Source organism: Porticoccus hydrocarbonoclasticus MCTG13d, assembly GCF_000744735.1.
Classification (GTDB): Bacteria; Pseudomonadota; Gammaproteobacteria; order Pseudomonadales; family Porticoccaceae; genus Porticoccus; species Porticoccus hydrocarbonoclasticus.
Genome location: NZ_JQMM01000001.1, coordinates 1072278 through 1084623, shown reverse-complemented (window position 1 = coordinate 1084623; position 12346 = coordinate 1072278). Strand labels below are relative to the sequence as shown.

At 55.2% G+C, this 12346-nt stretch carries 7 protein-coding genes; all 7 read right to left on the bottom strand.

The genetic code is table 11. The features are described from left to right. From pglX to U740_RS05120, 7 genes are read right to left on the bottom strand one after another with little or no spacing between them, the layout of a single operon-like run. Window positions 1–3570 carry a BREX-1 system adenine-specific DNA-methyltransferase PglX gene (gene pglX, locus U740_RS05150; protein ID WP_036859481.1) on the bottom strand — a complete coding sequence of 1190 codons (3570 nt, stop codon included), beginning with the start codon at window positions 3568–3570 and terminating at the stop codon, window positions 1–3. 6 nt (window positions 3571–3576) lie between these two features. After that, on the bottom strand, window positions 3577–5004 hold the full coding sequence (locus U740_RS05145; RefSeq protein ID WP_036859479.1) for a DNA-processing protein DprA: 1428 nt from the start codon (window positions 5002–5004) through the stop codon (window positions 3577–3579). 3 nt (window positions 5005–5007) lie between these two features. Next, window positions 5008–7107 carry a RecQ family ATP-dependent DNA helicase gene (locus U740_RS05140; RefSeq protein ID WP_036859478.1) on the bottom strand — a complete coding sequence of 700 codons (2100 nt, stop codon included), beginning with the start codon at window positions 7105–7107 and terminating at the stop codon, window positions 5008–5010. Continuing rightward, on the bottom strand, window positions 7104–10667 hold the full coding sequence (gene brxC / locus U740_RS05135) for a BREX system P-loop protein BrxC (protein ID WP_036859475.1): 3564 nt from the start codon (window positions 10665–10667) through the stop codon (window positions 7104–7106). Before brxC ends, U740_RS05140 begins: the two co-directional genes overlap by 4 nt. A 28-nt stretch (window positions 10668–10695) precedes the next feature. Beyond that, on the bottom strand, window positions 10696–11307 hold the full coding sequence (locus U740_RS05130) for a DUF1788 domain-containing protein (protein WP_036859472.1): 612 nt from the start codon (window positions 11305–11307) through the stop codon (window positions 10696–10698). Further along, window positions 11304–11918: a DUF1819 family protein gene (locus tag U740_RS05125; RefSeq protein WP_051921215.1), complete on the bottom strand. Its 615-nt coding sequence runs from the start codon at window positions 11916–11918 to the stop codon at window positions 11304–11306. Before U740_RS05125 ends, U740_RS05130 begins: the two co-directional genes overlap by 4 nt. After that, entirely contained in the window at window positions 11918–12127 is a 210-nt protein-coding gene (locus tag U740_RS05120) for a helix-turn-helix domain-containing protein (RefSeq protein ID WP_036859470.1), read from the bottom strand. Before U740_RS05120 ends, U740_RS05125 begins: the two co-directional genes overlap by 1 nt. Window positions 12128–12346 lie beyond the last annotated feature (219 nt).

The following is a 12346-nucleotide window of genomic DNA, read 5'->3' as shown; positions in this document are numbered from 1 at the left end:
CTAATCCCCTTTCGCATCCAGGCCGGGGATCTTCTTCAAGGCCGCGCCGAGTTTGGGGTAGTTGACCTTCACGCCGTCATCGAGGTCGATCTCCACCTGTTTAGTTGCCAATGGGTAGAGTACTTCGCGCTCATACTCCTCCATTTCAACAAGCATTTTTCTGATCTGCTCAATCTCCTTTAGTGCCTTGGTCTTCTCGCCCTGGTTGCTGCTGGCGCTGATGCTGACCGCCTCAAGATGGTTCTTGTGGGAGGTGAGCTTGGTGCGGAACTCGCGCAGGTAGTCATTGAGCACCACGCTGACCGTATCGGGCCGGTAGCGGTGCATGTAGATCAAAGCGTTGAAGCTGCCCTTGGGGCTGCTGAACAACCAATAGATGGGGCGCTTCTTGTAGCGCTTCACATGGTCGCTATAGAAATCCTTGAGGAAGTAATCGCGGATGTCGCGGGCCTTGCCATTCTTGCCCAGCGCCTTTTCGACGAACTTGAGGTTGGCCTCGTAGTGCTCATCGCCAAAAGCCACGCGCAGGAACTTGCGGAAGCGCTCGGCGATGTCGTCCGTGAACCAGTCCCCATCGAGCATGGGGATAACGTTGTCGTCATCGGCCGAGAAGCTCGGCTCCGGAACCCGCTTCAGGTAGTCCTCTATGGTCTCGCCCTGGTTGGCCAGAATCAGCCCTGGCTTGTCCAACGCATAGCGGCCGAACATGCAGCCCACCGCATAGGAAATCAGCTCGCGCATGGTGTCGGCCAGCAGCAGCGCCTCCAGCTCGTCCTCGCTCTTGTCGTTGCCGTAGCGGTAGTGCGGGTTGCAGGTCAGGGTGATTTCGTTGAGGTCAACCTTTTCATCCAGCTCATCCTCCAGACCGTAGGCGTCAATAAAGATGCGGTTGTTTTCTTGCTCCAGCCGCTGCATCTCTATCGTCATCTCACGCCAGTTGGCGCGGAGCTTCTGATAGGTGGCTTTTAGGGTTGGCTGGCGATGGTCAGGGTTAAGCAATGGCGTGCCGGTGAAGTCCCAGGATGTTTCGTAGGCACTCCAATCGGACTTAGAATGCTTTACAGAATCATCGCAGATTGTTTTTAACGCTTCCCGCTGAGTCTTTACGGTGTCGTAAGCGAAAGGAAGTTCGCCAACACTATTCGATACAAAGTGCAATGTAGGATTCGCGAGTTCTATAAAGCGAATTCCGACAACAGAACATAGGTATGGTAAAAATAGCTCTTCTTCGACACCAAACAAGGATGGCGCTTCGACGTTAAAAATAAATCCTTCTTCAAGTACCCTAGCACTGAAATGAGAGCTGGTCGTATGTGACCACGTAATTGCTCTTTGATAGTACCTGTGAGTATTTTTTATGATCCTCGTAGGTGAGCCATACAAGTTGCTAGCGAATTCATACAATTCTGAGCCGCCATTACCCCAATTCAACACAAAATCATTATTTCCGTACCATTTACGATAGGGGCCGCCTTTTTTGTGTGGAAACCATTTGCATAAGCTGTTTTTTGCAGTGGAAGGATCATGCGCTCTAAATTCAATGTTTGGGTAATCCACTTCAAACCATTGCCGCAGAAATCGATTGTTATCGCTTGTTTGAAGTCCTGATCCTGTTTCTCCAAACTCATCTATTTTGGGATGTAACGAATATGCCTCGTAAGTTGCTCGCCCCAAATTGTACGCAATAGGACTTCCGGGGATTTTTCTAAAATCCGACGCCGATGCACGATAGAACCAGCCGCAATCAGAATTCTTAATAGCCTCCAGCGTTTTCGGGCCTTGGTTTTCTGAGCCACGAAAATCGGAAAGTCTGACATAGCCACCTTTGAAATCCGGGCGATGAGCATTCTCAACAGTGAATGTGCAAATCGGCACGGTAGCACCATCGAAACCTGAATACTCTAACTGAACCAGTGACGTAATGGTCTTCTGGTTAATCAAAAAGCTGCGAAGCTTTTCGTAGGAGGAGATAAACATCCACACAAAGGGTGACATGAACCCGAGCTGGCCACTTGGCAGCGTCATCTCAGTGTTGCGAACGATAAAGGCAGAGAATAAATCTGACTTTACATCCTCGTAGTTGTCCTTAAGCCACGCCGCCAACCGCCCATTCATCCCTTTGCCACCCATATACGGCGGATTGGCAATCACCACATGGTATTGGGGACTCAGGTAATCGGCCTGCCGCAGGGCTTGCAGCACCTTCTGGTGAGTCATGCTGATAAACAACTGCCCGGAGACGTTCTTTGACTCCAGAATCCTGAGCATGCCGTCCACGTCGGTGACATCCGGGCGGATCAGTGAACCGAAGTTGTCGGCCTCTTCGAACTGTCGCAGGGTGGTTTGCAGCGGCACGGTGAACAGGTCGCGCCCGACAAAGTCCATGTAGTTCTTCATCTCGCCCTCGTCGAAGTGGACATTCTCCAGCACGCAGATGTTCGGCTTGACGCCCTTGTTGAAGAACCGGCGCTGTTTGGCGCGGGCCTTCATGGTCAGGGCAAAGGCGGCCAGCTCCCCGGCACGTTCGTCGATCTCGATGCCGTAGAGGTTATTCGTGAGGATTTTCTCCGGAATCTCGGCGGGCTCGTAGCCTTCCTCCTCGTAGATGGCGTAGAGCAGGTCAAAGGCATAGGTGAGCATGTGGCCGGAGCCACATGCCGGGTCGCAGATCTTGATCTCTTCCGGCTTGGCGATGCGCAGGAAGTCCGTTTCGGCCTGCTCTTTACCATCCGCCGCAGGCGCTGGCTTGATATAGTAATCCATCTGTAGGGCCAGCTTCGAGCCGGGACGGTTGAGCAGCCACAGGCGGCCGAGGGAGTTTTCCACCAGGTAGCGCACGATCCAATGCGGGGTAAAAAGCTGGGTGGCGGCTGGGATGTTCTCGGGCGTGATTTTCTTGTTCTTCTTCAGGCCGTCGAACACCTCGTCCTTCTTCTCGGAGATGTAGAACTGGTAGAGCCAGCCAATTACCTCGACATCCTCGCAGGCATCCGGCGTCATTGCTTCGCGGGTATAGGCGAGGATGGAGTTGCCCGAGAGCAGGTCATCGGGCATCAGCAGCTCGGTGTAGTCATCGATGCGCTGAAACAGGAACGGCATCGCCTTGTTCCAGAAGTTGCAGGCGGCCACCACCAGCAGGCGGTACGCCTCGCCCTGCGGGTCGCGGCTGGGTGCTTTGCCGTCGAGCAGAGCGAAGATCTGCTGCCGCTTACTTTGAGATGAAGAGCTGTCGGGCACCATCTTGTCGTCAATGTGCCCCATCTTGGCCTCGGCCAAAATCTCGGGCTGGAACTGTCCTTCGGCGGGCGACACCACGCCGATGCGGGTGTAGCGGTTCACATCCATGAAGCGCAGGGCGCAGAAGCGGTTGAACCAGATGTAGGCCACCTGTTCGATGACCTCGTCCTCACCAATCTCTTTGATAGCCTCGTGCAGTTTCTTGAGAGCAGCGGGGTGCTCCCGGCTGGCGCTGCTTTCGTGTGCAGTCACCTGTTTGAGTCGGATCGATACCTGCTCGATCAGGTTGCGGCGGGCGTACTGGGCAAATTTCTTGAGCTTGGCGGTTTCCATGGGGTGTTACTTGTCCTTGAACATGTCATTTTGTTGTGCGGTCTGGCAACGATAGCGCACCGGACGGCTGAGTTTGGTGATATGGCCTTCGTCCACTGCCTGTTTCAACCAGCCAGTGAGCTGGCTTTTGTGCAGGCCAGACAATTCCTGGAGTTGTTCCACACTCAACGCTTTACTGGTACACCAGCTTGCCAGTTTTGCCAGAAATAGGTCGTAGAATCCCAAGTCGGATAGATTGGGGTTGGTTTTCTCCTCGGGCCTTACAACCGGCGTCAATTGAGGCTCTGACTCAGCTGTTGAGCCCAGTTCAGGCTCAGGTACCGATTGCGGTTCGTCAGATGTTGGCTTTGGTTCAAGTTCTGATGTCTCAGTCCAGGCAGGCGGCTGTTCTTGCTCGGTATCTTTTTGCTCGCGTCCAGGCTCGGGGGTGAATGGTGATACCTGAGGCTCGCTGATGTTGGTAGCCGACTGGCCAAACAGGTCGCCCTTAGGCTCAGCTACTGGGGTTGATGTGGAAGTGATAAAGACATTTAAATCGAGCTGGTCAAGTGGTTCCGAAAGGTAGCGAGCCCCCTGTTTGACCAGCAGGCTGTTACCGGCAGTGGCGTCATCGCTGGGCTTTACCCACATGGGCACCCAGCCCTTTTTGAGGTTTTCCACTACGCCGTTCCAGGTACCACCGGAGGTGCCTGAATGGACGGCTACGGCAACATCGGCCAGGCAATAAATGTACTTGTTGCGCTGCATGGCGTTGCCGGGGTTGAACCCTGCTTCCGGGTAAAAGGGCGAAATCAATACCAGATTGTTGTTGACGAGGTGGCGGCGATATTTGGAGGAAGACGCTGCCCGCAAGAGGCTGTCGGCCATGACGCCGATCACTGTGCCCTCGGCCTCTAGCGATCCAAGCATAGCGAATTCATCGATACCGCGGGCGCCCCCCGACACGATGGAATAGCCTTGGGCCGCCACTAACTGGCCCAGCTGACGGCTGTAGGCGAGGTCGTCATCATTGGCCTTGCGGGAGCCCACCACGGCGATACCTCCCCGGTTGAGCAGGCTACGGTTGCCGCAGCCAAAGAGGACGGGCGGCGAATCGGTTTTCAGGTGCATCTTGAGCCGCTGAGGGTAGTCCCCATCGGAGCGGGTGATAATCCAGAGGCCTGAACGCAGCCATTTCTCTACTGCGAGGGCGAGGGCGGAACCGCGATTGAGCAGCTGCAGCAACCGGCCGGTGGTGATTTTACTATCCGGCCAGTGCGCCAGCAGTGCTTCCGGATTGCTGTCCAGTAACTTTTCCGGGGTTAGCCCTTGCTCCTTGAGCCAGAGGGCGAATTGGCCCCACTCCCTATTTGTCAGTGGTCGTACATCCTCGTTGCCAGCTTTGGAAAAGTGGCCAGTGAGCAGGAGTATCGCCTGAGTATTGGGTGAAAGCATTGGTCAATCGCTCGTACTGGATGAAGCTAGAGCCACGGGATAGACATTGCCACATCCGTTGCGACGCAGTAACGCCGCGAGGACGGTCATGGTCCAGCCGGAGTCCACCACGTCGTCCACCAGTAAAACGGGGCCGGAGGGAATCGAGTGGTCCACTGCAAACACACCGTCCAGATTGCTGCATTGGTGATACCGATTATTTTGCAATTTCTGTGGCTGATTGGCGCGGACTTTGGCAATGGCTGCTGGTACAAAGGGCAGACCCAACCTGGCGGCAAGGCGCTGGGCAAAGTCAGGAACCAGGTTCGTGTGGTTCAAGGAAGGTACGCAGGTGACCCACTCCGGGGCTGGTGCAGGCTGCCACCGCTGTCGGATCATCTCGATGACAGCATCCACCAGCTCATCGCGGAAATGGCCCCCGTGCTTGTCGTCTTCTACCAGACCTCCCCAGCCGCCATCGCCCCAGCGACTGAGGATACGCCCTTCGGCAGCGAGCAACTCGGGAAGAAGATTGCCGCGAAAGCCATACACCGGGAAGGCATTGGCCGCCACCTGTTTTTTGGGGCTGATGACCAGTTCAGAGTGCCTGAGAAAACGAGCTGCCTCGACGACCTTCTGGCGATCGACCGCGGTGGAAAAAATGGGTTTTTCCAGACAATTGGCGCACTGACCGCAGGGTTCGGCTTCAGGGTCGTCGAGCGACTGGCGGAGGTATTCCATCAGGCAGCCATCGGCATTGATGTAGCCCTGCACCTCCTGCCATTCCACTTCTCGCTGGGCGGTTAGGCGGGCGATGCGCTCGCGATCCAGCTGGAAGGACACAGGTGTCCGCAGCCACCGAGAACGATCCTTAATGACAGGGGAGGGACTTTCTACACTGAGGTACTTCAGTACCTTCTCGATTTGGCCTTGGCGGAGATTGAGATATTGCTGAATATTTGGGACCGAGAGACCATCGTGGTCTTCCAGTAGAGCCAAAATTTGATTCACCTCCGTCTCGTCGGGAAAGGCGGAGCGGCGGAAGTAGTCGTGGATGCGCTCGTCCTCTTCTCCGGACAGCAAGATACCAAAAGAGTCATCGATGCCGCGTCCGGCACGGCCCACTTGCTGGTAGTAGCCTACTATAGAGCCTGGCGCTTGATAGTGGATAACAAAGCTGAGGTCCGGCTTGTCGTAACCCATGCCCAGCGCGGTGGTGGCCACCAGTACCTTTAGGCGGTTGCTGAGCAGCAGGTCTTCAAGATGCTCGCGATAGGTATTGGATGTGGGGAAGTCAGGGTGCTCTATGCCACTGTAGTAGGCTTGGGCGTCAATGCCTTGGCTGACCAGCCAATTCCTGACCTGTTCCGCATCCCGCTTGGTGAGCACATAAACGATGCCGGCGCCTTCAATAGTGGGAATTGCGTCTGTCAGCCAAGCAAGACGACTGGCCTGATCCGGCAAGGTGATGTTTTGCAGTGCAAGACTTTCGCGCACCAGCGATCCGCGCATGACCTCGATATTGCCCAGCTGCTGCACCACGTCGTTGATGACGCGATCATTAGCAGTGGCAGTGGTGGCCAGAACCGGCATATTGAGCGGTAACTGGCGCAGAACATTGAGCAGACGTCGGTAATCGGGCCTGAAATCGTGGCCCCAGTCGGAGATACAGTGGGCTTCGTCCACCACCAACAGGCCTATATTGTCGGCAATAGGCTGCAGTACCGTTTCGGCGAACTCATCGTTAGCAAGCCGCTCGGGTGAGATCAGCAGGCAATCCACCTCGTTGTTGAGCACCCGTCGGGTAAGCTCCCCATTCTGCTCCCGGTTGGTCGAGTTCATGGTGATGGCGCGAATCCCTAGCCGATCCGCTGCTTCGATCTGGTTGCGCATCAGGGCCAGCAGCGGCGACACGATAATGGTGGGGCCGAATCCCCGGTCTCGCTGCAGCCGAGTGGCGACAAAGTACACCGAGCTTTTACCCCAGCCGGTGCGCTGGACCACCAGCAGCTTCTTGCGTTGGGTAACTAGAGCATCGATGGCCTCCCACTGGCCATCGCGGAATTCCGCATGGGGGTTGCCGAGCGCGGTGCGCAAAAGCGCCTCAGCCTCCATTCGGCTCATATCTGGATCCTTTTACCCAAACGGATTTCTGTCAGCAGTGCTTCTCTGACCGCCTCTAAATAGCGCTCTACATCGCCCTCATCGGCTAGCCAGGCCTTATCGAAGGGGACATCGATGCGCTTGCGATTGACGTACTCCACAGTTTGCGGCGCTTTGGTCGGGATGGGCGGCGTAGCGGTTGGCTCACCGATATTCTGCTGCCGGGGTTCATCAAATGGCGGCTCCGATTGATCCGACATGGGTGGCTGGCCCCAATTAGCGAGCTGCGACAACAGCCGGGGATAGTCGTTGTCTTCAAAATTGCGCAGGCCGTCGCGAATCTCTGCAATTAGCCGGCGGCTGGCGATACGTTGCTCCGCCTCGTCAAATGTGCGGGTGAGCAGGGACTGTTGATCTGGGGACAGGGCAGAGAATTCGGACATACCACTCAGGCGCCCGCGCAAGGAGGCAAAGGCATCTTTCGCCTGAATCAGCTCGGCATCAATGGTGCGATCCAGTTCAACCTGTAGGCTGTCAAGATCCGCCTTTACCTGCTGCATGCGGTTGCCCTTGAAGCACTCAGGATCGGCCAGAGCTGCGCGTAAAGTGGCGCCGGTGTCACCGCCGAGATACATCAGATTGCTCTCGTGCTCCTGCAGCAGCCGCTGAGTGTTTTCGTAGATTTGCTTTTGCGGGCCGCTCATAAATTTTTGGATCGGGTCGAGGACACTTTCCTTCAAATCCAGTAACTCACCCTCTTGCCGAACCAGCTCAGTGAGATACCAGGTGTAGGGTTTGCTAGCCAACTCTCGCAGTCGCTCAACCACCGGTTGCAGCGCCTGAAGTAACGGATATTGGTCAACCTGGGCCTGCAGTGGTGTGAGCTGGTCGCTGATCAGTGCCTTGAAAGCCTCGCTTACTTCCCTCCCCAGTGCCTTGGCCTCGTTGGCCTTGACTGGGCTGGCAAAGAAGTCCTCGTAAAACTCCTTAAGGGCACGAATCTGTGAAGCACTGAATTCCACCTGGGGCTCCAGCACCACGTTGCCCTGACCATGGGTGTTGAGGAGGGCTCTTTCGAGGGTATCCTCCTCCAACAGGTTGCCATCGGCGCGGGCTTCGAGTTTGCCCCGGGCACACAGACTCGCCAGGGTGTAGAGAATGGCGGCGTAGTACCAGCCGTAGGGGCCGCGTTCGAACTTCTCCAGCAGGCTCTTGATGGTGGTTCTGACGCCGCCCCGCTGATTGCTCTGGATGAAGGCCAACATTTCCTGCTCAGCTTCGGACAGGGTTGTGGTATCGGCGCCTATCAGTCCCTTGGCAGACTCCTTCAGGCACTTCACCACGTCCGCTTCGATGTACACCACATTGCGCAGCATGCGCAGATTGGGATAAGCGAGGGCTATCAGTTCATAAAATCCCTTGGTGATACGATTCTGAGCGTCTTCTCGTCCGGTATCCAGCTCGGTGCCACCGACCAGCAGGCGGGCCTTGCCTAGAAGGACTTGAAGACGCTGTTGCAGTTCTGCATAACGCTGACGGTTTTGGGCACTCTTGTCGGACAGGATGCGCTGCATCGATTCCTGCTGATTCATGGAGGTGTTTTGGGCGACGTACTTCTCTGTGCGCTTGTACATCAGCAGGTCGCGCATGATGCGGTCATCACTGGGCATGACCACCATCAGTTCGTTGCGCTCGTAGGTTGAGCGGGTTCTGAGCATATCGTCGTTGTCGGCGTGCTCATGAAAAGGGGTGATGACGTTGATGGCCAGCTCATATTCCCGCCCCAAATGTTTGTCGTCGAGTTTGCGGGTGAAGATGTAGTCTTGGCCGTTGTCTTCGTAGCGAATCTTGCGTGTCCGAATAATCTGGTCGAACACGATTTTCTCAAGTTCAGCGGTGACATCACTGTTCTCGACCGAGGTGTTCTTGATCTCCTGCTCGACGTCCTTTTCCTGATCGGTGAGGTATTCGTAAAGCCCGCCGTTGCGCTGAATGTAGGTTTGCTGCTCGAGCAGGCTCAGAGCCTGTTCTACTTCCTTGCGCAATTTGGGTAAATCGCACTGGAAACAGTTCATCACCAGGATGGACAAGTTGTGGTGGCTGGCCTTGAACTCCCGGATATATTTGACGAGGAACAAAGCCTTGAGCAGGCGCAGAGCCAGTGGATCTTCGAGGTTACGCTCAGCCTGCTGGATCGCACTCTGAATATGGGATTTGAGTGCGGTGCGAATTCCCTCGAACATGAGGTCAAAGGTAGCCAGTTGGCCGATAGAGTGGCCCCCAATATGTACGGCCACCTGTTGGAAGACGCCCAGCATGGATCGCTCGCCTACGGAGCTGTGTTGGCCCTCAAATGCATTGTGCTGGGACAGATTCTGGATCGCTGACTGAAACAGATCGAACTGATAGGGGATAAACGGGTAGCTGTGGATGAAGTGCTCCCGGTCACGGTAGTTTTTGAAGGTCACCGACCCGTCGGCGAAATCGAACAGGGTTTTGAAGTTGTTCATCTCGCGGTGGTAGATGTCCGACAGCACGGCCACGCCTTCTTCGTTCTTGAGCAGCAGGCGCTTCTGGATTACCTCCGCCACGTTGGTGCTGGTCAGCTTCATCCGATTGGCAAAACGAGCCTGGATCTTGGTGAAATCATTACTCTGCTGACGATTCATCTCCCCGACGACGTTGCTCATATCCTCCTGAGCGGTGACGATGATCCACGCCTGTCCTCGGCACTTTGTGGCCAGGCTCTCGGCAATGGTTTGCAGGTTGGTCATCAGTTTGACGTTGTCGGCAACGTACTGACCCACCTCATCGATGAAGAAGTTGAGCCGGAATCCGCTCTCCTGCTGGTCTATGTAGGCTTTGACCTGATCGGCAAAGTCTTCAATGGACACCCGATACTGGGCGCGATACTTGTCGAGAATGCCTTTGGTGTTCTCCTCATCGGTTCCAGTCACCTGGGCATAGGCGCGAGCGATGTTGGCGCCCTCAAGCAGCGCCTGTTCCCGGCCTTTTTGCCAGGATCGGCCGGCGATGCTTTCATAGGTGTCCTGGAACTGCTGATACAGATTTCGGCTGTCCAGGTCTCGCTCAAACTGAGCGATGTGACCATGCTTGCCATAGTAGCCACACATTTCGTCGAAGACTTTCACGAACACTGCCAGCAATGCATCGATCTGGGTTTTGCTGATGACATCGGCTTTCTGATCGATATTGAACAGAATGCTCCGGGAGGGAATGGCAGCCGAGCGCTTGAGATCGCCGCGCAGGATCTCGTTGTCGTTGCACTTGGGCAGGAACAGGTCGAGGGTTGCCGCACCGTCGATGAGCCGATTTTCCAGCAAAAGGGCCAACATCTTGAGCAGGTGGGATTTACCTGAGCCAAAGAAGCCTGATACCCATACGCCGTTGGCGCCCTCGAAGTTATTGTAGGCATCCAGGAAGCTCTCCAGTCGAGCCTCGACCTCCTTGGTCAGCACGTACTCCTCAATTTCGAGGCGCAGACTGGCGTCATCGTCAGCCTTGATCACGCCCTCTATAGTGCGATCTACCGGTTTCTCAAATATGCGCTTGAGCTGCATCACTTTTTCCTCGCAGGATCATCGGCCATCAAGGCTCGCAGTGAAATATATTGAAGGCTCGGTAGTACTTGTCGTCGTGGAGGCGGCCAAAGAGGTCCAGGGATGCCCCCTTTTCTACCGAGTGTGTGTACTCGCCGGGGAAGAACATGACAGTCGGCCGATCCTTGGCGGTGCTCTGCAGGTTGTTCAACACGTTGTGTGAGCGGATGTAGGGGAAAACCTCCCCCACGCCGGCAAGGAACAGCACATCAAACTCTTGAAGGGACAGTCGGGCTGCAATGGCCGGAATCAAGTTGTTCTCCGGATCCAGCACGCTCTGCATAAACTCCAGGAACTCGTGCTTGGAAACCGTCGGCTCAATTTCGAGGGCGCGGTCCCAGATATTTTCCCCCTTGAGGATCTCAACAGACAAATCGTAGAGATTGATTTCCAACACTCGGACGCCAGTCTGTTCGAGCCGGTTGACCAGCTGTCGGCTCAGGCGGGACATTTCCACCGCTTCTTCTGGCTTGAACGGACAGATAAAGAAAGGCACTTCACTGTTCAGTCCCTGTTTCTTGAGGAAGCGCTCGCCAGAGATGACGTCGTATAGGTGCTGGTAACGAACCGGTAATGGCTGCTTTTCAATATCCCTGTTCACGCTCTGACTCCTGTCTTGGTTGCAGCGACGCCGGGAAGATAACGAAGAGATTCTGCATTGCTGCGTTGAATGATTGCCACCAGGCTCGGAGAGAGAAGCACCGGGTGAATGCTGTAATCAGCAGTCAATAGGTTGGCTTCGCGCAGCATGCGAAAGATAACCTGCTTGAGCTTCAGGCGAGTCGAATTGCTGATGGCGTCCAGCTCCGGATGCCACTCAGCCTTCTTGTTATAGAAAGCTTCGTAATCATCTGGATTCAAGTGGGTCTTCAAGTTCGCAAAGTGCTCGCGCAATACCTCTAGAGTAAAATCCTGGATAAACTGGTAACGTCGGCAGATAACCACCCAGAGAAGGCTGGCCTGCTCCTGATAAGTGCCCTGTACCAAACACCTCAGCTCCTCGCTACTCAAGAGCTTGAGCCGCGACAGAATTTCCCGGATTTGGCGTCGGGCCGTGCTCTGCGCCCGCACTTGAAGGAGGTTGCCAGCTAGCGCAGTTTCCTTTACCGCTTCCCAGTCGCCAAGCTCCAAATACAGCTCAGCAAGTCGGATCGACTCGCGGTGAAGCAGTCCCCCCGAGGTGAAGGACATTTGATAGCGGACAGCAACCATCAATCATCTGCCCCGGAGGCGGAAGTATCGGCAGCGCCACCATCCTTAATCCACTGATCGACTTCGTCTTTCTTGAACTTCCACAGTCTGCCCATGCGGTGAGCGGGCATATCTTGCCTGTCTATCCACTTGTAGACGGTGTCCTTGCTGACTCCCAGGTGAAGGCAGATTTCACTGATGGATAACCAGCGATCATCGGTTTCGGTCATTCCTGGCAACTCAAATAGGTTATTAGATCCTGAGATTGCTAGCCAAACCTCGGGACGAAGTGACACGACAGTATAAAGTAGAGGCACTATCGTCAACCGCTTTCAGTCGATTTGAGCTGGTTTTAATGGATTTTGTTGGAGAGCATGATGCCTGCAAGCTCCCCAGCGAACTCGCTTCGTTCGATTGATGCCTCGGTAATCCTCGCCGCCTATGAACGT

What these genes read in the sequence shown, in the direction of transcription:
- U740_RS05140 (WP_036859478.1), bottom strand. Translation starts at nt 7,107, where the DNA reads ATGAGCCGAATGGAGGCTGAGGCGCTTTTGCGCACCGCGCTCGGCAAC.
- brxC (WP_036859475.1), bottom strand. Translation starts at nt 10,667, where the DNA reads ATGCAGCTCAAGCGCATATTTGAGAAACCGGTAGATCGCACTATAGAG.
- U740_RS05145 (WP_036859479.1), bottom strand. Translation starts at nt 5,004, where the DNA reads ATGCTTTCACCCAATACTCAGGCGATACTCCTGCTCACTGGCCACTTT.
- pglX (WP_036859481.1), bottom strand. Translation starts at nt 3,570, where the DNA reads ATGGAAACCGCCAAGCTCAAGAAATTTGCCCAGTACGCCCGCCGCAAC.
- U740_RS05125 (WP_051921215.1), bottom strand. Translation starts at nt 11,918, where the DNA reads ATGGTTGCTGTCCGCTATCAAATGTCCTTCACCTCGGGGGGACTGCTT.
- U740_RS05120 (WP_036859470.1), bottom strand. Translation starts at nt 12,127, where the DNA reads ATGACCGAAACCGATGATCGCTGGTTATCCATCAGTGAAATCTGCCTT.